This window comes from Cohnella sp. 56, from assembly GCF_037963805.1.
Lineage (GTDB): Bacteria > Bacillota > Bacilli > Paenibacillales > Paenibacillaceae > Cohnella.
Map to the genome: position 1 here is coordinate 38,949 of NZ_JAZDQE010000019.1, position 21,681 is coordinate 60,629.

General features: G+C 61.9%; 23 protein-coding genes. 9 read left to right on the top strand and 14 right to left on the bottom strand.

Annotated elements, in window-relative coordinates; all coding sequences use genetic code 11:
• Nucleotides 1–61 precede the first annotated feature (61 nt).
• Together VQ071_RS25030 and VQ071_RS25035 are read right to left on the bottom strand one after the other, a co-directional pair.
• On the bottom strand, nt 62–1,057 hold the full coding sequence (locus VQ071_RS25030; protein ID WP_340516985.1) for a glycosyltransferase family 2 protein: 996 nt from the start codon (nt 1,055–1,057) through the stop codon (nt 62–64).
• Between the two features lie 32 nt (nt 1,058–1,089).
• Entirely contained in the window at nt 1,090–2,880 is a 1,791-nt protein-coding gene (locus VQ071_RS25035) for a glycosyltransferase family 39 protein (protein WP_340516986.1), read from the bottom strand.
• Nucleotides 2,881–3,054: 174 nt separating this feature from the next.
• Between VQ071_RS25035 and VQ071_RS25040 the strand changes: the two genes are divergently transcribed.
• Both VQ071_RS25040 and VQ071_RS25045 read left to right on the top strand, forming a co-directional pair.
• Entirely contained in the window at nt 3,055–3,366 is a 312-nt protein-coding gene (locus VQ071_RS25040; protein ID WP_340516987.1) for a YtxH domain-containing protein, read from the top strand.
• Between the two features lie 89 nt (nt 3,367–3,455).
• The gene (locus VQ071_RS25045; protein ID WP_340516988.1) at nt 3,456–3,692 is read left to right on the top strand and encodes a hypothetical protein; all 237 of its coding nucleotides are present in this window, start codon (nt 3,456–3,458) and stop codon (nt 3,690–3,692) included.
• Nucleotides 3,693–3,772: 80 nt separating this feature from the next.
• Here the strand turns inward: VQ071_RS25045 and VQ071_RS25050 are convergent, their stop codons facing one another.
• The 4 genes from VQ071_RS25050 to VQ071_RS25065 all read right to left on the bottom strand — a co-directional run bounded on the left by VQ071_RS25050 (nt 3,773) and on the right by VQ071_RS25065 (nt 5,802).
• Complete coding sequence (locus VQ071_RS25050) at nt 3,773–4,123, bottom strand: hypothetical protein (protein ID WP_340516989.1); 351 nt, start codon at nt 4,121–4,123, stop codon at nt 3,773–3,775.
• A gap of 86 nt (nt 4,124–4,209) precedes the next feature.
• Entirely contained in the window at nt 4,210–4,989 is a 780-nt protein-coding gene (locus tag VQ071_RS25055) for a sigma-70 family RNA polymerase sigma factor (protein ID WP_340516990.1), read from the bottom strand.
• Complete coding sequence (gene rsbW / locus VQ071_RS25060; RefSeq protein ID WP_340516991.1) at nt 4,986–5,429, bottom strand: anti-sigma B factor RsbW; 444 nt, start codon at nt 5,427–5,429, stop codon at nt 4,986–4,988. Before rsbW ends, VQ071_RS25055 begins: the two co-directional genes overlap by 4 nt.
• A 46-nt stretch (nt 5,430–5,475) precedes the next feature.
• Nucleotides 5,476–5,802 (bottom strand): STAS domain-containing protein, encoded by a 327-nt coding sequence (locus VQ071_RS25065; protein ID WP_340516992.1) that lies wholly within the window; start codon nt 5,800–5,802, stop codon nt 5,476–5,478.
• A 159-nt stretch (nt 5,803–5,961) separates the two neighbouring features.
• Here VQ071_RS25065 and VQ071_RS25070 point away from each other — a divergent pair, with 159 nt between their 5' ends.
• Together VQ071_RS25070 and VQ071_RS25075 are read left to right on the top strand one after the other, a co-directional pair.
• Complete coding sequence (locus VQ071_RS25070) at nt 5,962–6,114, top strand: hypothetical protein (protein WP_340516993.1); 153 nt, start codon at nt 5,962–5,964, stop codon at nt 6,112–6,114.
• Nucleotides 6,115–6,168: 54 nt separating this feature from the next.
• A complete protein-coding gene (locus VQ071_RS25075) occupies nt 6,169–7,398 on the top strand; it encodes an NAD(P)/FAD-dependent oxidoreductase (protein ID WP_340516994.1) in 1,230 nt (409 codons plus the stop codon).
• 43 nt (nt 7,399–7,441) lie between these two features.
• On the opposite strand, the gene VQ071_RS25080 is transcribed toward VQ071_RS25075, so the two are convergent.
• The 5 genes from VQ071_RS25080 to VQ071_RS25100 form a co-directional block, all read right to left on the bottom strand.
• Nucleotides 7,442–7,984, bottom strand: a complete 543-nt coding sequence (locus tag VQ071_RS25080; protein ID WP_340516995.1) for a hypothetical protein — start codon at nt 7,982–7,984, stop codon at nt 7,442–7,444.
• A 106-nt stretch (nt 7,985–8,090) separates the two neighbouring features.
• On the bottom strand, nt 8,091–8,939 hold the full coding sequence (locus VQ071_RS25085; RefSeq protein WP_340516996.1) for a CheR family methyltransferase: 849 nt from the start codon (nt 8,937–8,939) through the stop codon (nt 8,091–8,093).
• A gap of 131 nt (nt 8,940–9,070) precedes the next feature.
• A complete protein-coding gene (locus tag VQ071_RS25090; RefSeq protein ID WP_340516997.1) occupies nt 9,071–10,219 on the bottom strand; it encodes a PP2C family protein-serine/threonine phosphatase in 1,149 nt (382 codons plus the stop codon).
• Nucleotides 10,220–10,368: 149 nt separating this feature from the next.
• Nucleotides 10,369–10,695: a general stress protein gene (locus VQ071_RS25095; RefSeq protein ID WP_340516998.1), complete on the bottom strand. Its 327-nt coding sequence runs from the start codon at nt 10,693–10,695 to the stop codon at nt 10,369–10,371.
• 76 nt (nt 10,696–10,771) lie between these two features.
• Complete coding sequence (locus VQ071_RS25100; RefSeq protein WP_340516999.1) at nt 10,772–11,347, bottom strand: DUF948 domain-containing protein; 576 nt, start codon at nt 11,345–11,347, stop codon at nt 10,772–10,774.
• A gap of 320 nt (nt 11,348–11,667) precedes the next feature.
• On the opposite strand from VQ071_RS25100, the gene VQ071_RS25105 reads away from it, so the two are divergent.
• The 4 genes from VQ071_RS25105 to VQ071_RS25120 all read left to right on the top strand — a co-directional run bounded on the left by VQ071_RS25105 (nt 11,668) and on the right by VQ071_RS25120 (nt 15,783).
• The gene (locus tag VQ071_RS25105; RefSeq protein ID WP_340517000.1) at nt 11,668–11,832 is read left to right on the top strand and encodes a DUF1328 domain-containing protein; all 165 of its coding nucleotides are present in this window, start codon (nt 11,668–11,670) and stop codon (nt 11,830–11,832) included.
• A 244-nt stretch (nt 11,833–12,076) separates the two neighbouring features.
• Complete coding sequence (locus tag VQ071_RS25110; protein ID WP_340517001.1) at nt 12,077–13,072, top strand: NDP-sugar synthase; 996 nt, start codon at nt 12,077–12,079, stop codon at nt 13,070–13,072.
• A 37-nt stretch (nt 13,073–13,109) separates the two neighbouring features.
• Entirely contained in the window at nt 13,110–14,291 is a 1,182-nt protein-coding gene (locus VQ071_RS25115; protein ID WP_340517002.1) for a glycosyltransferase family 4 protein, read from the top strand.
• 46 nt (nt 14,292–14,337) lie between these two features.
• Nucleotides 14,338–15,783, top strand: a complete 1,446-nt coding sequence (locus VQ071_RS25120) for a hypothetical protein (protein WP_340517003.1) — start codon at nt 14,338–14,340, stop codon at nt 15,781–15,783.
• Between the two features lie 410 nt (nt 15,784–16,193).
• Here the strand turns inward: VQ071_RS25120 and VQ071_RS25125 are convergent, their stop codons facing one another.
• A complete protein-coding gene (locus tag VQ071_RS25125; RefSeq protein ID WP_340517004.1) occupies nt 16,194–17,483 on the bottom strand; it encodes an RluA family pseudouridine synthase in 1,290 nt (429 codons plus the stop codon).
• A 306-nt stretch (nt 17,484–17,789) separates the two neighbouring features.
• Between VQ071_RS25125 and VQ071_RS25130 the strand changes: the two genes are divergently transcribed.
• Nucleotides 17,790–18,119, top strand: a complete 330-nt coding sequence (locus tag VQ071_RS25130; RefSeq protein WP_340517005.1) for a hypothetical protein — start codon at nt 17,790–17,792, stop codon at nt 18,117–18,119.
• Nucleotides 18,120–18,183: 64 nt separating this feature from the next.
• On the opposite strand, the gene VQ071_RS25135 is transcribed toward VQ071_RS25130, so the two are convergent.
• Together VQ071_RS25135 and hrpB are read right to left on the bottom strand one after the other, a co-directional pair.
• Nucleotides 18,184–18,852 carry a tetratricopeptide repeat protein gene (locus tag VQ071_RS25135; RefSeq protein ID WP_340517006.1) on the bottom strand — a complete coding sequence of 223 codons (669 nt, stop codon included), beginning with the start codon at nt 18,850–18,852 and terminating at the stop codon, nt 18,184–18,186.
• A 73-nt stretch (nt 18,853–18,925) separates the two neighbouring features.
• Nucleotides 18,926–21,553 (bottom strand): ATP-dependent helicase HrpB, encoded by a 2,628-nt coding sequence (hrpB, locus tag VQ071_RS25140; protein WP_340517007.1) that lies wholly within the window; start codon nt 21,551–21,553, stop codon nt 18,926–18,928.
• Between the last annotated feature and the right edge of the window lie 128 nt (nt 21,554–21,681).

Here is a 21,681-nt window from a genome sequence, read left to right on the forward strand (position 1 = left end):
ATGCGAAAAAGAGCCGATACCGGACGATGCCCGGTGTCGGCTCTTAAGCATATGCCTCTCTCTACCCGCGCTGCACGGCCGCAGCCCGTTCCCTCGGCTCGGCCGGAGCTTCGTCGCGCCCTTCGAAGTTCAGCTTGTCCGCCACCAGATAGAGCGGCCGCCGCTTCGACTCCTCGTAGATGCGACCGATGTACTCGCCCAGCACGCCGAGCAGCGACAGCGTGATGCCATGGAAAAACAGGCTGATGACGATCAGCGACGTCCATCCCTCCGTCGTCGTGTCGGTGAAGATGCGCTGACAGATGACGACGATCAGGTAGACGAAGCCTGCTGCCGACAGCAGGAAACCGAGAATGCCGGCGAGCTTGAGCGGCTTCGTCGAGAACGAGGTGATCGCGTCCAGCGACAGCCGGACCATCTTGCGCAGCGGGTACTTGGTCTCCCCTGCGAAGCGCTCCTCCCGCGCGTACTCGAGGCCGATCTGGCGATAGCCGGCCCAGGCTACCATGCCGCGGATGAAGCGGCTCCGCTCCCGCATGCCGCTGAGCGCGTCGCACACTTTGCGGTCCATCAGCCTGAAGTCGCCCGTATCGACGGGGATGTTCACGCTTGTCATCGCCGCCAGCGTGCGATAGAACCACTTGGCCGTCGTCTTTTTGAACCAGGTCTCTCCTTGCCTGGATATGCGCTTGCCGTAGACGACGTCGTAGCCTTCGCGCCAGAGCGCCAGCATCTGCGGGATCAGACCCGGCGGGTCCTGCAGGTCCGCATCGATCAGCACGACGGCCCTGCCCGACGCATGGTCCATGCCCGCCGTCACGGCGATCTGATGACCGAAGTTGCGGGCGAAGTCGAGCAGCTTCACCCTGTGATCCCGAGCGCAGATGCCGCGCACGATGGAGGCCGTTCTGTCTCTGCTGCCGTCGTTGACGAACACCAGCTCATAGCTCTCCCCTGTCGCAGCCAGCACCTCGGTCAATTTTGCATAGGTAGTCTCTATGACCTCTTCCTCATTGTACATCGGGACGACGACGGACAGCGTCACCACTGCAGCCATGCGGCTTCCTCCTCAACAGTACGTACTATCAATCAGAATCCCCAACTCGGGAGCCAGCGTATGCCGAAGTTCATCCATTCGCGGCTGATGGTCATGCCGGTGAGCACCGGATAGAACCAGACGAACAGCACGGCGGCCCCCGCCACGACGACGACGGTGAACGTCCTGCCGTAATACCAGCGCTGCTCCAGCCATCTGAGCATCCACACGATGGACAGAATCAGCAGCGGCACCATCGGGAAGTAGTGGTACAAAAACGTAATGCTGCGCGGCGAGACCATCCACGGCACGTAAAACGATAAATACATAACCGCGATGGTCAGCACCGCCTTGTCCCGGTTGCGGGCGCCCAGCCACCAGGAGAGGAGCAGGGCCGCCAGGCCGCCCCACCATATGACCGGGTTGCCGATGGCCGCGATGCTCTGCGCGTCTCCCTTCGCCAGGTCCTTGCCGCCGTAGTACCACACCGGGCGCAGCATCTCCGGCCACGTATACCACTTGGAGGAGTACGGATGCTTTTCTTTGACGCCCTTGTGATAGTTGTAGATGTCCTTCTGGTAGCGCGGCAGGTCCTTGAGCCCGTCGTCGGCCTTGGTCGCCTTCTCGTACGGGATGTACGAGGCTGCATAGATGCCTGCGGGCACCGCCACGAACAGGATCAGGCAGGACAGCAAGGTCAGCGTCAGCTTCTTGAAGTAGGCGCTGCCGTACTCCCAGCGCGACTCGCGCCAGCGCCTGTACAGCGCCAGGAACAACAGCACGGCGAGCCCCGCGCCGCCGTACATATAGTTCCACTTGACCGCCGATGCGCAGCCGAAGAAGATACCGGACAGCGCCAACCATCCGAAGCTGCGCCCGAAGCCGCCGTACTCCCACTTGCGCTCGCCGTACTTGTACATGAACGTATACATCAGGATCGTGAAGGTAACGCCGAAAATATCGACGTTGGCCATCCGCGAATGCACGAGATGAAAGCCCTCGAGCACGAGCAGCAGCGCCGCAATGAACGCGTAGCGGGTGCTGCGGAACATCGCCCGGGCGGCTGCATAAAACACCGGCACCATCAGCGTGCCGAATACGGCGGCCATGAATCGCCAGCCGTACGGCGTCATATCGAACAGCCGGATGCCGAATGTCAGCAGCCACTTGCCGAGCGGCGGATGCGTCCATTCGTAGGGCTGCATCTGATGGATAAATTCGTAGGCGGTGCGCCCGTGGTAGATCTCGTCGAAATACATGCTGTTGCGGTAGTCGGGCCGGTACGGCGCCTCGTCCTGCTCGTCGAAAACCTGGGCCCCCGCCCCCTCTGCGTCCGCTCCGGCCTTGCCGACAGGCTCGATGCCGGATATCGCGATGCGCGCCTTGGTGCCGGCCTCGAAGAAGCCCGCCTCGTACAGGGTGTATCCGGTGCGCTTGGCGGTGAACCGCATATAGCGCGCGCTGGCCGGCTTGTCCTCCGCCATCCAGGTGAAGACGCGCCCGGTCTTGTGCTCGACCGTCAGATACGGCGTCCAATTCACGCCGTCCGCGGACGAATCGATCTGCGTCTCTCCCGCGGCGCCCGGTCCCTCATAGAGATTGATGCGGCCGACCTGGCGCAGCTCGCCGAAGTCCGCCACGAAGCCTTCGCCCGAAGCGCCCGGCCGCCAGAAAGTCTGGGGCCCGTGCCGGTTGCCCAGATCGTGAAGAGACAGCAGCGCCGAGACGAGCATGAGCAGCGCGATCAGGAGCAAATCGATGCGTCCCCAGGGCCGCCGGGTCCGATCCTCGTCGCGGCCGAAGCCATAGGCGGACAGGCTGCCGCCGTAATCCCGTGATTCCATGATCGTCCTCGCCCTCTAAAATAATCTGTTACCTATTGTAGTCTATAGCAAGGCCTCTCGGAAAGCCCGCAATGATTCAGCGCCCGGTCGCAAGGGTAAAAAAAAGCAAGCAAGACGATCATAGCTTATGACCCCAATTACAAAATGGCTTAGCCATTACAAGGAGGAATTCACATGGCAGGAATGGTTAAAGGTGCGGTTATCGGCGGTGTAGTCGGAGCGGCCGCAGCGCTGCTGCTGGCTCCGAAACCCGGACGCGAGATGCGCCAGGATCTAATGGCGGCCTATAACAAATCGATGGACAAATCGAAGGAATGGGCCTCCACCGCCGGTACGAAGACGCAAGAGCTGGCTTCCAAAGTCGGCCAGCAGGCTTCGGATATCATCAGCCAGACCAAATCGGCGATGACGAACGCGAAGGACGGCATCAACGCCGCGAAGGACGACATCAGCGCTTCCCTTCAAGAATCGCACAAACCTAACTGAATGCTCTACAAAAGCCAATCCCCGGGTATCCCGGGGATGGCTTTTGTATGTGGGCATCGGCAACTTCAACCACAAAGGAGGCTATCCCCATGCAGGAAAAGAGCGCAGCCGGACCGGAGCAGACCAAGGCCGAATACAGCGCCGAGGCCGACAGCAAACCGTCTGGGCCGATCCCGACAAGGACGCTCGATGAGGCGCGCAACGGCTCCATGGTCCAGGACTTCGACGATCTGAAGCGGCTGGGCGCGGACATGGAACGCGTCAAGACCGGCAGCGAGCTAAGCGAAGAGGGGCTGGTCAGCGACCCGAACCAGGACGATTCCTGAGATCCCGTCCCGAACCGCTCCCACTATCCGGACGCCAAAAATGAAGGGCCTCCGAGGAGGCCCCTAACAGGTTGCGTCGATCAGCCAGTCTCCTGTACGCCGTGTGCAATCGCTTCCCGATTAAGGAGCGACCGCAGATCGCTGGCGTCCAGTGCCTGGTCCAGCAGCGACACGACGGAAATCGAAGGTACGCCGTCTCTAACGAAGTCTCCTCCGGAGAGATGGTAGCCGAACTCCCTCAGAATGGTGTACGTCTGGCAGAGCTGATCCGCCGCTCGCACAGCCTCTTGCTCTGATGGATATTGAGCCAGCCGGTTGCCGTTACCAAGTGGCGTCTTGCGGGATTGGATGCTCAGTGTATGGGCTTCGTCTTTTTGCCTGACCACGATGTCGCACTCGAAGCATTCGATTCGATACTTGACTGTCATCATGCCCACCGCCTTCGGCGAAGTGAATGTGTAGCTTACCGATTATTACCCGACGCCCCGCACCTAGAAACAGTGCGGGGCGTCTGGAATTAATTGGATTCCTCTTCGTCGGGTTCGGTAAGCCATCCCTTCAGCTTCTCGATGGCGCGCCGCTGAATACGGGAGATGCTCATCTGGGACACCTGGAGGCGATCGGCCGCGCTGCGCTGCGACAGACCTTCTTCGTACAGCAGCAGCAGCACCTGCCGCTCCTCGGGCTTGAGCTTCATCATCGCTTCCTGCAGATCGATTCTGCGATCGACGCCGGCGAAGTCGTCGGCCGTCGATCCGATCAGCTCGCCGAGCGTTGCCGTATTCTCCTCCTGGGACACCGGCGTATCCAGGGAGACGTAATGATGCAGCTCCCTCCCGGCCAGCACTTCAAGCGTATCCTCTACGCCCATTTCCAGAAACTCTGCGATCTCCTCGACGCTCGGAGAGCGCTCGAGTCGGACGGTCATCTCGTCGATCGCCTGCTGCACGACGAGTCCCTTCTCCTTGATCCGGCGCGGTACTTGTATGTACCAGGACTTATCCCGGAGATAGTTCTTCATCTGGCCGACGATGCTTTTCATGGCGTACGGCTCGAAGGGCATGCCGAGGTCAGGGTCGAATTGCTTCAGCAATCTGAAGAGCGTCATCCTGCCGACCTGGAACAGATCCTCCTGCAAGCTCAGATGGCTGCGCGACATTTTGTGCGCGGCCATACGCACGAGCGGCTCGTAATGCCGGATGAGCTCCTCGGCCAGATCATTGCACAGCGTTTTCTGATATTCCAGCAGCTTCAAGATCGCGTCGTCGGGCAGACGGGCGCTCGATTGAAGGCTCATACTGTTTCTTGAGCGAGCCGCCGTTTAGTTAGTATGACTCTTGTCCCTTGATTGCTCCGGATCTCTACTTCGTCCATCAGTGCTTGCATCAGATAAAGTCCCAATCCGCCCGACTGGATTTCCTCGATGGACTTTCCGTGCAAGGTGGACGTCGACCGGTCGCTCACCTGTTCGAAGCTGATACCCGAGTCGCTCACCGCGATCTGCAGGCGGTCATCGCCCATGACGGTAAAAGAAACCTCCAGCTGACCGGGCTGCGAATGGTCGTATGCATGCAATACAGCATTGTTGCAGGCTTCGGATACGGCCACCTTCATGTCTTCGATTTCCTCGAATGAAAACTTCATCTTGGCGGCTATGCCGTACAGGGTCAAACGAATAATATCAACGAACTCGGCTTTGGCGGGTACCGTCAGCGTCACTGTCCCATCGTTTCTCATCGTTGTTCCGTCCTCGTTCCCTTCGGATTGTAATTGCTCATTGGTATTAAGCATTCGGAGAAGCAGCCAAAAACGGAGTGATCCCCGTCATGTCGAATAGTTTCTGAATCGTCGAAGGCACTTCTTCTACTCCGAAAGGGGCGTTGCGAGAATGACGGGCCTTCACAATACTGATCAGAATGCCAATCCCGGTGCTGTCGATGTATTTAAGATCTCGAAGATTAAGTATGAGCTTGCGGTCCGACAATTCCATGAGCGGCTCCATGACGGAGCGCATTTGGGAAGCCACCTCCAGATCAAGCTCGCCGGCAATACGCACGACGGTCAGTCCATCTAGATTTTCTGTTTGGAACGTCAATTTTTCGTTTTGCATACGAAACCCCTCTCCAATATTTCATAAATTTCATTACCCCTTCGCCGAGGCGTTTGAAACACCGAAACCGGCTTAAAACCTTGTTTCGCGGTGCACGGCGTCCGGGTAATGTAGGATAACCCAACACTGGATAATAATTTCACCGAGGAGCTGATAATCATGGATAAAAATGTGGACATCGAACGGCATGAGGTGCACGAAAAGTCGGATTCCAGCATGGTGTGGTCGACCTTTATCAAGTATGCCGCTTACCTCGTCATTTTTTTCGGCGTTCTCTATCTCATTATTTACTACCTGCTCCCGCTCGTCTAAACCGTCCGGGAATCGGAAATACTTGAACGAGCTTAACATGATGGAGGCGTTCGTTTGCACCCGCTTCACTTCGGTTCGCTGCTATGGCCGTCCAACAACAAAAAAATCGTGCAATATCCGACACTCTCCGGCGATGCCGAACGTTGCGATGTATTGATCGTCGGAGGAGGCCTGACGGGCACGCTGATCGCCCACAAGCTGACGGAAGCCGGCTTGTCCGTCGCGCTCGTCGAAGAGAACGGGATCGGTTCGGGCAGTTCCTCTGCCAGCACCGGTCTTTTGCAATACTCCAACGATATCATGCTGTCGGACCTGGCATCCCAGCTCGGCGAAGACCGCGCCATTCTATTTTACCAAGAATGCAAGCATGCGGTCGAGAGGTTATGTCAGCTTGCCGCGAGACTGCCCCAGGATGTCGGCTTTAAAAGGCGGAGCAGCCTGTACTACGCCAGCTCGGCGCAGGACGTCCCCAAGCTCCGGAGCGAGTATGAGATGCTGTGCAAAAACGGATTCAGTGTCGACTGGCTAGACGAGGCCAAGATCAAAGCCGACTTTCCGTTCGCCAAGCCGGCCGCCCTTGTGACGAGCGGGGACGGCGAGCTCGATCCGTATCATTTTGCCGTACGCTTGGCCGAGCAGGCCGCAGACCGCGGTCTGCGCATATTCGAGCGCACCTCCCTCGTGTCGGTAGAAGGAACGAAGGGCGATTTGCTGTGCCATACGACAGGAGGTACGGTCCGGGCGCAGGCAATTGTGTATGCGGTCGGCTATCGCCCCGAAACAGCTTGCTGCAGCGCAATCGACGTCAAGCTGGCGCGTACATACGCCATCGCGACGCGGCCCGTCCCCAGCCTGGCCGAATGGCATCAGCGATGGCTGCTGTGGGAGACGGCCCGCCCGTACCTGTATGCCCGCACGACGACCGAAGGGCGCGTCATTATCGGCGGATTCGACGAAGACATGCGCACGCCCGTGGAGCTGCAGCATCAGCTGCGGGCCATATCGTTGCGGCTGCTTGACGAGGCCAAGGCATTGTTCCCCCGACTGCCGCTCGAGCTCGAATACGAATGGAATGCGACCTTCGGCGAATCCAACGACAATTTGCCGTGGATCGGGGAAGATCCGGAACGCCCCGGTCATTATCTCGCATTGGGGTATGGGGGCAACGGCGCCGTCTACAGCATGCTTGCAAGCGACATTATTTTGGACGAGCTGCAGGACCGCCCGAATCCGCTGTCGTCCATCGTCGGTTTGCGCAATCGAAAAACCGGTCTGCCGACTTAACCGCAGACCGGTTTCTTTTTTTTGACCATGCAACCCGCTGCCGTTAGTTCACGATCTCCAGCGCGCCGGCCCGGCTCAGCAGATCTCCCGCCTGATCGTCCGGCCGCTCGCCTACGACGACGAGATAGCGACCGTCGTTGACAGCCTCCGCCAGCCGGTCCGTGTCCCCGCCCGACAGCCCCAGATCCGCCAGCAGCGAATCGGTATGCGGGCCGTCTCCGTTCAGGCCCAGCAATCCGCCGCCAGGAACGGCCAGGCCGGGTGCGGCGACGCCGGGGTTCGTGACCCCGCCGGCAAAACCGCCGGTGCCGCTCAGCTGAGGCACGGCGAACACGCCGGCGACCGGGACATCCCCGTCTCCGTCCCACGCGTCTCCGTCTCTGCGGCCGGAGAAATGCTCCCTGGCGGCCCTGATGCCCGCGATGCCCTCGACTTGAATCGCATCGCTCGCCGACAGCAACGGTACGTTTTCTTCGTTTTTGACGATTACGCGGACGTCATCCTTATGCGCGCCGCTGGCGCGCAGCAGCTCAACGGCGTCCAGAACTTGCTGTTCCTTGTCGAAGATCCCGATTGTGATTCCCAAGGGCGTTACCTCCTTATAGGCGCTAGATGCCAACACCGCCTTTTTGTAATTTTACCCTGGGAATGCCGCTTTGAACCGTACCGCGCACAGCAACCGGCGAGTCTCGTCAGCGCAGCTTGCGGTAGATCCGGTATTCGTCGTTCCACGTCTCGTAGCGGCCCGCGAAGCTCGTGAAGGCGACCGATTCCTTGTTGCCGAGCACGAGGAAGCCGCCCGGAGAGAGGCTGTCGTACAACAGCCCGTGCACCCGCTCCCGCAGCGCCGTATCGAAGTAGATCATCACGTTGCGGCAAAATATAATCTGGAATTCGTTGAAGGACCTGTCCGTCACCAGATTGTGCTCGGCGAATACGATCCGTTCGAGAATCCGGGGGTGAAGCGTGGCAAGGCCGTGATTGGACTCATAGTAGGAAGCGAAGTCCTGCTCGCCTCCTCCTTGAAGATAGTTGTGCGCGTACAGACTCAGGCGGTCCTGCGAGATCATGCCCTGCCGGGCGCGCTGCAGACTGGCCTCGCTGATGTCCGTCGCATAGATCCGCGACTTGCTCAGCATGCGGCTCTCTTCAAGCATAATCGCCATCGAATAGGCCTCTTCACCGGTCGCACACCCCGCATGCCAAACGCGCACGAACGTAGACTGATTCAGGATCGGCATGACGCGCTCCCGTATCAGCTTGAACATGCCCGGATCGCGGAACATCTCGGTGACCGGGATGACGAGATCGGACAGCAGACGCTCGAATGCGTCGCGATCGTGAAGCACGAGATTCTGAAGCAGAGATATCGTCTCCAACTGCTCGGTCGACGCTCTGTGCCAGATTCTGCGCCGCAAGGACGGGTAGGCATAGTTGCGAAAATCGTAGCCGTATCGCTTGAAGACGGCTTCCAGCAGACATTCGATCTCGATTTTCTCCAGTCGATCGTCATATGGGCTTATGTCCAGAAAATCTGTCATTACTAAACCACACCTTCGATAGAGACAAAAGCCGGCCTCGAGGAAACGGCTTCGCAATTAATCATAGGTAAACCGGATGCAGCGTATCGGCAAGCATGTAAATGCGTATGTACACTTCTGCGGTCATTCGGTCATAGCGCCTGCTTGACCTCGACGCGAACGAGGCAGCGGTCGTCGGGTCTGCGATCGAGAGATTCCTGTACGAGCAGCTGCTCCAGCGCCTTCGAGTCGCCCTCGGACTCCAGGATCGTGCCGGTGAGCTGGGCGATGCGCTGCTCCATGTCCCCGGGGAACAGATCCAGCAATCCGTCCGTGAACAGGTGCAGGACGTCGCCGGCGCGCAGGCTGGCCGTCTCGGTCGCCACCTCCATCTGCTCGAACATCCCGATCGGCGGCGCCGTCGCGCCGAGCTGGTGGGTCCCGCTGCCGTCGCCCCTCGTGATGAGCCCGGGCGGATGGCCGGCATTCACATACTCGATAATGCCGTTCTCCAGATCGATCCAGGCGCATATCCCGGTGCAGTAGTACTGGACCATCTCGTTCTCGTATTGGAGCTGCAGCAGCCGGCGGTTCAGCTCATTGACGATTCGCTTGGGCGTCACGGTCGTGCGCATCGCCTCATGCAGGACGGAGGCGGTGAACATGCTGATGAGCGACGAAGAGATGCCATGCCCCATCGCGTCCATGATCGCGATCAGATAATGGCGCGAATCGAGCACATGCCACGCGTACAGATCTCCGGCCAGCCCCTCGGACGCACGGAAGAAGGCGCGCATCCGCAGATTCTCCTCGTCGACGTCGTTGGGCATGACTGCCTCCTGCACCTGGCGGGCCAGGCTCAGCTCCTCATGCAGGCGCCGATCCCGTTCCTTGTGCCAGTCGAGCTCGGTCTTCAGGCGAAGCGCCGAACGAATCCGCGCCAGCAGCTCGATCTTGTTGATCGGCTTGGTCACATAATCCGTCGCGCCTGCATCGAGCGCCTCGGCCAGCTTGCGAGAATCGCCGATCGCCGTCACCATGATGACCGGTATATCCCGCAGCTGCTCGTCCTTCTGAAGCATGCCGCAGGCTTCGATCCCATCCGTGCCGGGCATCATCAGATCAAGCAGGATCAGATTGACGGAGACGGGGGTCTGCGCGCCCCGCCCCTCGGACCTCAGTATATCGAACATCTCGTCCGCCGAATAAGCGACCTGTACGTCTTCATAGCCCGACCGGTTCAGCATCTCCCGGACCACCATGACATTCATCGGATTGTCGTCCACGACCAAAATGCTCATAATTTACGGATCTCCTCGCCTCTATCATACGTTAAAGGTATCGCAGCCATAAGCAGCTGTAAAGCAAAAGCCTGCAAACGGGAATAAGGAATGAACGGGCCGCAGCCCCCTCATCCCTTATTCCCGTCAGCCGGCCCTTTCAGTCACGATCAATGCTTCGCCATCACAAGCACTTTGCCGCGATCGAGTTCGGCCTCGTACTGCTCCGCCTCTGCGGCGTCGAAGCCGAGCGCCTCGATCTTCGCGCGCAGTTCGTCCCCGCGATCCCTGAACAGATTGGCTACGGATTGAATCACGCCTTCCTCCGAAGCGCCGATCGTGTTCGCATTCGCGACGTCGGCGATGCGATCGGTGCGGCTCTCGCCGTGCGCCAGCACATAGATCTCTTCCTCGCGGTATCCTTGACGGTGAAGATCTTTCACCGTGTCGAATGCTTCAAGACCGTTGTTCACCAGCTTTGCGTACGCTCTATCCATAGCAGATTCCTCCTGTCGTGTGGTTCGGGTCGGATACTAATGATATAAACTTGCGAATCAGATTCGCAATGAATCGTCAGTTGTGACTGTGTCCGTTATATACCCGATGGCTGCCTGCTTGAAACGGCTCCGGCACATAGGCGGCGCTGTCGTACAAACGCGGCTCCTCCTCGGCCAGCTCGGCGGCGCGAACCGCCTTTTCTTCCTTGCTCTGCTGCTTCGCGCTGCGGATGGCGGATACGACATTCATGCCGACCTTGAACCATTCGGTCCACGTCTTCTTGCTCTCCGGACCGGGCTCGAGCGCGGCCACCTGCTGCCGCACTGCGCGGGACAAGGTGGACGAGATATCCCGCACCGCCCCCGTCGTCTCCTTCAGCGTCACCCCGGCATTGCGGGCAGCCTGGAAGAAATCGTCGGTAGACCGAATCTTGTTCTTCACGTCCTCGGAGATGACCTTGACGTTGTTGGTCAGGTCCTCGACCTGCGTATGCAGCATCCCCACCGTCTGATTCGCTTCCTTAATCGTGCCTTGGACGGAGACCAGCGTCTCCCGAGCCGCCTTCAAGGTAACGATCAAATATACGCAGAGGGCGGCGAAGCTGATCGCAACGACGACGACGCTCCAAGCCATCAATGCTTGGTTGCTCATGCGTATCACCTGCCTTTCTTAGGATTTCAATGTCGCTTGCATATCGTCAATTACCCCTGCCCGGCGCCGACGAAACGGCGAGATGCCTTGCTGCGAGCCGGATCTCGGCGTTCGCCCGATTGGACAACGACGAAGTTTGACGACATCTATTGTAGGATTAATTTGGCGGCAATGATGATGATTCAGCCTGCCGGGGCAGTGGTAAGGATGCAGCAAGATCATACCGGACACACCGCAAGCAAGGGAAAACGGGGGAACATCCACAAGCGACTCCCGGTCCTGCGAGGTATGATCACTATCGATACTTAGGAGGCGTTCTTATGTTATACTGGGCATTTATTTTCCTGCTCGTCGCGATCGTAGCCGCTATCTTCGGCTTCGGCGGCATTGTCGGAGCAGCGGTCGGCGTAGCCAAGTTCCTGTTCTTCCTGTTCATCATCCTGTTCGTCATCTCTCTCATCTTCGGACGCCGCCGCAACTTATAAACGCAGCATATAAATAAGTAAGCCCGGCAGTCCATAAGAGCGTTCGCGAAAAAACGGCAATCGTCTACGATCCTCGTAGCGTTGCCGTTTTTTACTGTCCGCTGCTTGCGCTTCCCCGGAGGCTTGACTGTGCCGCGGGATGACAGGTTTAACAAATGCTGTTTCAGCGCAGACAAAATGCGTTAATTAAATACATGCTTGTAATGCTGCATGTGCATTCCCCCAAACGGAGGTAGATCGCCCAATGCAAGCCTTGCTACTTGCCGGGATGCCGCGAGCGGACAATCCCGGAGGGTGGATGGGAACCGTGGCCAACCGGCCATGGATCGAACATCTGCTGCTGAACTGTCCGGCGCAGGGCGTCCGTGACGTCATCCTCGCCATTCCGGGAGATGAGGTCGGCCATGACATAGCGTCCCTGCTGGGAGACGGCTCCAAGTACGGCGTACATATCGCCTACTTGACCGGCTGGGAGCCGGGAAATACGGCCGGCGCGCTCCATGCCGCCGAGCCGCTGCTGCAGGAACGCTTCATCGTCGCTCACGCGGATGTCGTCCAGACGATTCGGCTCGACGAGGCGATGGCGCATCATGTGCGGGAAGGCGTCTTGGCGACCGTATGCCTGCTCGATACGGACGGCGATGCGCCGTTCGGCCATGTCTCCATCGATCTCGAGGGACGCGTCATCGCCATGCGCAACAAGACAGGCCCCGAATATGCGCCGTCTAACCTCACCAATTCAGGCGTATATATGATGAGTAAATCCGCGCTGTCCTTCATCCCGGATGCACCCGACGCAACGCTGGAAGAAACGCTGTTTCCTCTTCTGATCGGCATTGGAAGCGACGTGGCCGGCTATATCGCCAGCGGTTACTGGAAAGCCGCCGATACGCCCGAGCGCTACCGCGAGCTTCATTGGGATGTGCTCGACCGCAAGCTTCCGCTCTCGATCAGCGGTACGGAAATGAACGAGAAAGGCATCTGGATCGGCAAAAATGCGACCATCGGCAAAGGCGTCTTGCTCGTGCCTCCCGTCGTTATCGGCGACTATGCGATCATCGGCGACAAAGCGATCGTCGGCCCTTACTCCGTCGTAGGCAACTACTGCCGTATCGGCGCAGGCGCCCGAATCGCCAGATCGATCGTGCTGGACCGGACCGATGTCGGCGTGTCGGCGCGGCTAAACGAATGTGTAATCGGCAACGGCGTACACGACGCCGGCAGCCTGACTATTGCATAACAGAAATCAGACGCAAAATGCTGGAGGTGCGACATTAATGAGTCCAAAAACATTTCAAATCGCCTATGTGAGCACCTACGTCCCGAAAAAATGCGGTCTTGCGACGTATACGCATCATTTGCGGGAAGCGGTGCGTGAGGCGCATAACGGCATTTTTCCGGATCCGATCGTAGCGATGTGCAACGAAGACGAAAAGGAGCTCTATAATGAGAGCTGGCACTATCCGCTGCTCAAAAACGACCGGGAAGAGTACCGCAAAATGGCGGACTATCTCAACCGCAGCTCGGTCGATATCGTCTCCTTGCAGCATGAATTCGGCATCTTCGGCGGCGAGGCCGGTTCCTACGCGATCGATCTGATCAGCAGGCTGAACAAACCAGTCGTCACGACGTTCCACACGGTGTTCGAGACGCCTCAAGAGCCGTACGCCGCCGTGCAAGCCGAGATCGCGAAGCGGAGCGACCGAATTCATGTCATGAATCGCAAGGCGATCGGTTATCTGAACGACAACTTCGGCGTGCCGCTCGAGAAAATCTCCTTCATCCCCCACGGCACCCCGGTGCCGAGCCGCGCGGACCGCATCCGGACCCGCAGCGAATACGGCTGGGAGAAGCGCAAGGTGATCTTCCAGTTCGGCCTGCTCAGCCGCAGCAAAGGCGTGGAGCTCATCCTCCGCTCGATGGCGGCGGCGGTGAAGGCCGTGCCCGATCTGCTCTATGTGCTGGCAGGACAGACACATCCCGAGGTGCGCAAGCATGAAGGCGAGGCATACCGGGACGAGTTGAATGCCATGATCGAGGAGCTGGGCCTCCAGCATCATGTGCGTATGATCGACGGCTATATTCCGGAAGAGGAACTGACCTCTCTGCTGCAGGCATGCGACCTGTACGTGACGCCTTATCCGGGCATGCAGCAGATTACGAGCGGCACGCTGGCTTATGCGGTCGGTCTGGGCAGACCCGTGCTGAGCACGCCTTACATTTATGCCAAGGACCTTCTGCAAGGTTGCGAGGAGCTCCTGCTGCCTTACGGCGATGTAGAAGCTTGGAGCGTGAAGCTGATCGAGCTGTTCTCCTACCCGGAGAAGCTGAAGCTCTGCGAAAAGACGGCGGCAGATATCGGACGAAGCATGCAATGGCCGGTCGTGGGCCAAGAATACCTGCAGTTGCTCGAACGGACGGCTGCGGAGAAACGCTGGAGGATGGCCGATGTTATCTAACTCGAAGGGGCGGAGAAGTCCGCCCTCTTTTACACATCTGCGTAGAATGACGGACGATACGGGTCTGCTGGAACATGCGCTCGGACGCACGCCGCGCAGACTGGAAGGTTATACGACGGATGACAATGCGCGATCGCTGTGGGTCGTGACGGAGTGGCTGCGCGACGCGCCCGGCTCCGAGGTCGGAGAGTCGGACCGCCGCCTGCTGCTGGAGCTGGCCTCCATCTATTTATCGTTCATGCTGTGGCAGCAAAAAGAAGACGGCTGGTGGCACAACAACGTCGCCTACGATCGTTCGCCCGAGGAGGAATCGGTGTCCCACGACTGTCAGGGACGCTCCATCTGGGCTTGCGTGGATGCATGGGTCGGACTGCCCGATTCGCACAAGGAAGCGGCGAAGGCGATGTTCGAATGCGCGATGCCAACGATCCCCCGCATCGATTCGCTGCGCGGCAAAGGCTATACGCTGTCGGCCTGCGCGCATGCGCTTGAGGCCGAGCGGCTCGGCCAGATCTCCTTCAAGCCGGGCTGGCGCGAGCAGTTGAAGTCGCATGTCGTCCGGCTGCAGGATGAACTGATCGACATGTTCAATCGGCATTCGGACGAGGAGTGGCGCTGGTTCGAGCCTGTGATGAGCTATGGCAACGGCGTGCTGCCCTGGTCGCTGCTTCGCTCCTACCGGGTCACGCGTGCGCCCGAAGCGCTGGAGATCGGACTGGACAGCCTCTCGTCCCTGCGAATCGCCATGACCGCCGAAGAAGGCTGGCTCAGACCGATCGGCAACTCCGCCTGGCGGTCGCGCGAGCATAGCAGCCAATGGGATCAGCAGCCGCTCGAGATATTCAAGCTGGCGCTCGCGCTCGAGGAAGGCGCGATGGCGCTCGAGGAAGCGGGCAAGCAAGGCATCTCGCTGCTGCTGGCCTACGAGCAGGGCGCGGATTCGAACCGGACGCAGCCGGGCTCCCGCAAGTCGGGCGCAGGCGATCCTGCTGCGCCGGGCTTCCGCGGCGCGAGCGCCATCCGCGCGCCCGAGGTCGGCATCGCGCTGGCGGTACGCGCGGAGACGGAGGAGCGCTGGTCCGATGCCCGCGTCGCGGCGGCGTCGGCCAGGCCGTCTCCGGCGCGGCGCGACGATCGCGGCGCGGACGGGCAGGGCGAAGCCGCTGCGGCGGATCGCGGGCAGCGGCGCGTTGCGGCGCGCGGCGCGGGCGAGGCTGCGGCGGTGTCCCAGCCGCAGCCAGGCGATCGCGAGGGCGCGGCCTCGTACGCGACGGAAGCCCGCGCGATCGAGGTCGCGGACTACGCGGCCCAGCTGCGGGCGGCGCGCAACCGCTGCCTGGACTGGTTTTTCGGCGATAACGACCTCGGCGCCATCATGGCCGACGAGCTCGACGGCAGCGGCTGCGACGGCCTCCAGCAAGACGGCCCCAACGTCAACTGCGGCGCTGAGTCGACCATCGCTTATCTCATGACCGCCGCATTATGCCGATAACACGAACCTACAGCTATCATCCAATCCCCTGCAGGAATGCGGGGGATTTTATTTCTGTCGCTCCAGATCGTCGGCATACTTCCAGCGGCTCACGTCGCGGAGATGGGTGCCGAAGGCGTCGGCTTCGAGCCAAGCCTTTGAAGCGGCGGCCCGGAGGCGCAGAGCCGTAGTCGCTGAAGCGGATGCCCTCCTTCAAGCCGGTAAGCTCCATCTCCGGGATCAGCCCACCCAGGTTTCCTCTAACCTTCCACCACAAGTGCTGGGCCAGCAGCTTCTCGTCCTCTCCAACAAACAAAATAGGCCGCCCGCCGGATATGCTCCGGAACGAACGGCCTGTGCTTCAGGACCAACTATTCATCTATAGTCAGCATATATGCAACGCAATCGATCGGCAAGCAGCAAATGCTGCGTCAATCGTACCGCTCTGTCGAACGCAGCTTCGCCAGCGCCGCCTCGAAGTCGGCGGGCAGCGGGGCGCGGACCGACAGACGTTCTCCCGTCCAGGGGTGCGGCCAGACGAGCCGTTCCCCGTGCAGCGCCTGACGGGAGATGACCGCCCGTTTGCCGCCGTAGAGGCCGTCTCCGGCGAGCGGATGACCGATTGCGGCGAGGTGCACGCGAATCTGATGGGTCCGCCCCGTCTCCAGACGCAGCCTCACAAGCGTATAGCCGCCGAAGCGCTCGACCGTCTCGTAGTGGGTGACCGCAGGATCGCCCGTCTCGCTCACGCGGCGGCGCGTGGAATGATGCCGATCCTGGCCGATCGGCAGATCGATCTTGCCGCGATCCTGCGCCAGCTCGCCTTCGGCCAGCGCGAGGTAGATGCGCTCGATCCCTTTCTCGCGCATCGCCATATCGTACTGATAGTGGGCGAATTCGTTTTTGGCGTATAAAACGGGACCGGTCGTATCCTTGTCGATGCGGTGGATATGGCGAATGCGCACATCCTGGCCCGCCATCTCATAGTAAGCAGCGACGCCGTGCGCCAGCGTGCCGCGCTGACCGCGCTCGCTCGGATGGACTTCATAGCCCGCAGGCTTGTTCACGACCAGCGTGAAGTCATCCTCGTACAGCACATTGAGCTCCATCCAGTCCGGCGGAAAATCACGGTCTTCACGCGGAAACAGCGCAAGCCGCAGCGAAGCGCCCTGCTGTACGAGCCCCTTGGACTGCATGAGCTTCGAGACGAGCTTGGGCGCGAGCGGCGTATGCTTCATGATCTGCTGGACGGGCGCGCCAGCAAGCTCGCCGGGCAGCCGGAGCTCCAGCCACTCGCCCTTGCGCCGCCCCAGCTTGAGCATAGGGCCGACCGCCCCGGCCAAGCCGCCGGCGGCGATCCGCGGCTCCTGGCGGCCGCCCCGCGCGGAGCCCGCTGCGCCGCCGATCCCGTCGCGTCCGCGTCCGCCGCGATCGGGCGCCTTCCCGCCGTGCGCCGGGCTATGCCCGCTGCCCGGCGCCGCTCTGCCGGGGCCCGACGGTCCGCGGCCCGTCCAGCCGCCGGAGCCGGATGCCCCCCGGCCCGACGCGGCCGATCGGCTCTGCGCCTGCCCTGCGCCCCGGCCCGCGCCGGAACCGCGCGGCGTCTTGCCGTCGCTCGCGCGGCGCGGCGCCGGCGTACTGCGCCGGTCGTCCTGCCGCTGACCTTTGTGCTGCTTCGGCTTGCCCTGCCGATTCCGTCCGGCTCCACTCATTTGCTTCATCTCCGTACTCTCTTAGGTTCTTCGCACAATATAAGTGAACTAAGAAGGGATGTCAATTCTGCAGACGGTTCCCTGCGGCGGCATCATTCGTCAATGTTCGCCCCATGGACGACATGGCCGTTTCATCCGCGCCGCCCATGCATTTTGTCGGTTCGAGTCGGAACGGATTACAATTTGATTACAAGCCGTTTATTCGATGAAAGCGGACAAATAGCGCCATTTTACACCCGTATCCATGCCGGGACCTTCGTGGTAATTTGAATGCAAGGGACATGTCCCCCATCATCTTCAAGGAGGCCGGGAGCTATGAGCGCAAACGAAGACCTGCAAGAAGTAGAGGAATTGGAAGCGCATACGGAAGAGCTGGGCGAGGAAGCCGCAGAGGAAGCCGAAGCCGTCGCAGCCGCTGACGATTCGGACGAAGCGGAGGCGGAAGCGGAGGCGGAAGCAGAAGCAGCACCGGCCGTCGAGGATGCCGTCCTGGCAGACGACTGGGTCCCTGAAGACGATGCCGCCGCCGTGCAAACGATCGAGATCGCCGACGAAGCAGAGGCGGAAGCGGAGGTTGAGGCGGAGGCGGAAGACGACGCACCTCAAGCGGAGTTGGCCGAAGAAGCGGACGAGCAGACCGATTGAGCAAGCGCGCGACTGCAGCGGGACCGTGGAATCTACGGTCCCGTTGCGTTTGTCGGAGCAAAGCTCAGCGGCTGCGCAGCGCAGAGAGCAGCGCCCACCTGCGCTCGCGTCGCTTCATATATCGGGGCAGCGTCCGATAGACGGCGCCGCATTCGCGATAAGCCTGCTTCGCAGCGCCGCGGTCGCCCATCCGCTCGTAACTTTTGCCCAGCAGATAATAGGCTTCGCACGAAGAAGAATGCACGCCCTGGAACTCGCGCAGGTACATAAGCGCCTTGGCATCGTCCTTGCCCGCCCAGGCATCTCCCAGCAGCAAATACGGCATGCCGAACTTGACGCGCGGATTGATGTCCAGCGCCTGCAGCATATGCCGCTCCCCCGCCTCCAATTGACCCAGCGCCAGCTCGCATTGCCCCAGATCGCTCCAGTATTCCGCCGAATGCGCCATCCGTTCCTCCATGTCCGCGAGTTGGCTGCGGGCCTCCGCATACTTGCGCATGCCGATCAGCTCATGCGCCAGCTCCGACTTCGCGGGCGTGTCGTGAGGGTTCAGCAGCAGCTGCCTCCGCAGCTTGGCGACCCGGCTGCGCCGTCGGAACGGCTTCAGCAGGCTCGGGGTGATGCCGAGGAATCGCCGGTCCAGCACATAAAATATAACCAGCAGCACGATCAGGGCAAGAAACGGATTGCCCAGCAGCCAGGACAGCATGACGAACAAAAAGAATAACTTCATGAACGATCCCCCTCTCGCCGATCATATCATATAAAAGGGAAATAAAGGGAGCCTTATTGCTGACAAGCGCCGCTTAAACTCTGGGCCGCGCCCTGCTCGTAGCCTGCGCCTGCAGCGGGTCGTCCGGCCAGTAATGCTTGGGATAGCGGCCCTTCAGGTCTTTGCGCACCTCAAAATAAGCCTCGCGCCAGAAGCTGGCCAGATCGCGCGTCACCTGGACGGGCCGCTGCGCGGGAGACAACAGATGCAGCGTGAGCGGCACCTTGGCGCCCGCGACACGAGGCGATGCCGGCATGCCGAACAGCTCCTGCAGCCTGACGTGAAGCGCAGGCGCATCGGGATCGCCGTAGTCGACCGGCAGCCGGGAGCCGCTGGGCACCGCGATATGCGTCGGCGCCTCCGCGTCCAGTCTGCGCCGCAGCTCCCACGGCAGCATCGCCGTCAGCGCCTCCGCCATGCCGAGGCGCTGCAGGTCTCCGCGCGTGCGCATCCCCTGGACAAAAGGAGCCAGCCAGTCTTCGAGCCCGGCGAGCAGCGCTTCGTTCGTGAGGTCCGGCCAGCCCCCTGCGGCATCGTGGCGGCGCAGGAAGCGCATCCGCTCCAGCAGCTGACGGGAAGCCTTGCTCCAGGGGAGCAGCTCAAGCCCCTCGCGGCGCACGCCGTCCAGCAGCGCATTGGCCACGGCCGCCGGGTCCGGATCGGCCAGCGGTCCTTCGCGCAGCGTGAGCGCGCCCATGAACACCGTCCTGCGCGCTCTCACTGCGCCGGCCGCCGAGTCCCACACGATGCTGCGCCGCTCGCCGATCGCCTCCGCGAAGTGCCGTTCCAGGTCGTCCTGCCGCAGCGGCGCCGCAAGGCGTATGCGGCCTTCGCTCCCTTGATCGTCGAGCTCCGCCGCGACGATCCACGCCTCTGCAGCCAGCGGCTGCCCCTCCGGCACATAGGCGCCTCTGCCGCCGGACAGCGTGAACCTGCCGCCGCCGCGGAGTTTGCCTATCCGGTCCGGATAGGCGAACGCCAGCAGCAGGCCGCAGTCGTATGCGGCCGCCAGCGCGCCGCGCGGCTCCGCTGCCCGGCCGGCTGCGCCGGAGCCGACGGCGTCCTGCGCACCGCGCTTGTCCGGCGCAGCCGCAGCAGCGCGGCCCTGCGCGGCGGCCGCCGGCTCGCCCGCCTGCGGCCCCGCCCCCGCCGCTGCCGCGCCGCCGGCCGCCGCGAGCTGCCGCTCCAGCTGGCGCGCCTCCGCCAGCAGGCGCTCCCGGCGGCCCGCCTCGATGCGGCCGTCCCCGCGCGCGAGCGCCGCGAGCCGCGACGACAGATCCGCGTCGCGCGCGGCCTCGCCGCCCTGCAGCGGGTCTCTGTCGCCGAGCAGCGCGGCGATCCGGCAGGCGTCGGCGGCCAGGCCGAGCGCCTGCGAGCGCAAGATCATATGCGCGAGCCTGGGATGCGCGCCGAAGCTCGCCATCGCCTGCCCGTGCTTCGTCGGCGCGCCGTCCGCGCCGAGCGCGCCCAGCGCCGCGAGCAGCTCGCGCGCCTGCGTATAAGCCGCCGCGGGCGGCCCGTCCAGCCAATCCAGCTCCGCCGGATCGGACACGCCCCACACGGCCAGCTCCAGCGCCAGCGGCGCCAGATCCGCCTCGCGGATCTCGGGCGTCCCGGCGGGCGCCAGCTGCCGATGCTCCTCCTCCGTCCACAGCCGGTAGCAGACGCCCGGCGCGACGCGTCCCGCCCGTCCCCGGCGCTGATCGGCCGACGAGACGGGGATGCGCACCGTCTCAAGCCGCGACATGCCGGTGCGCGGCGAGAACCGGGGCGTCCGCATCTGCCCCGCATCGATCACGATGCGGACGCCCTCGACCGTGAGGCTCGACTCGGCGACCGGCGTCGCGAGCACGACCTTGCGGCTGCCCGGCGCGGCTGGCGCGAGCGCGCGGTCCTGCTCTCCCGGCGCCATGCTGCCGTGGATCGCGGCGATCTCGACGCCCGCTCCGCGAACGAGCGGCGACAAGGCCGCCGCCGTGCGGCGTATCTCCGCGTAGCCGGGCAGGAAGACAAGCGCGTCTCCCGCGTGCCGCAGCAGCGCCGCCGCTGTCGCCTCGGCGGCGAGCCGCTCGATCGGCGCATCCGGTCGGCGGGACAGGTACACCGTCTCCACCGGGTACACGATGCCCGGGCTCTCGATGACAGGCGCGCCGCCCAGCAGCCTGGCGACCGGTTCGGCCTCGAGCGTCGCCGACATGACGAGCAGGCGCAGGTCTTCCCTGAACAGGCTCCTGGCCTGCAGGCACAGCGCCAGGCCGAGATCGGCGTTCAGACTGCGCTCGTGATATTCGTCGAAAATAACGAGGCCGACGTCCGCCAGCGACGGGTCCTGCTGCAGCATGCGCGTCAGCACCCCCTCCGTCACGACTTCGACGACCGTCCGCGGTCCCGCCTTCGTATCCATGCGCACACGGTAGCCTATCGTCTCGCCGGCCCGTTCGCCGAGCCCCTTCGCCATATATTCGGCCGCGCTGCGGGCGGCGATCCGCCTCGGTTCCAGCATGACGATCTTGCGCCCCGCCAGCCAGGGCTCGTCCATGAGCGCGACCGGCACGCGCGTCGTCTTGCCCGCGCCAGGCGCCGCGACCAGCACGGCGCCGCCGCTGCCGCGCAGCGCGGCTCTAATGTCCGGAATCGTCCGGTCGACGGGATATGCCGGCATCCCAACGCCTCCTTCACCATGCAATCTGCAACCCTCAGTATAGCATGACACGGGCCGCCGACAGACTGCGAACTCGCCGCAACACCGTTTATTCGCGACTGCAGCTCGCGCCTCGGGCTCCCTCTTTT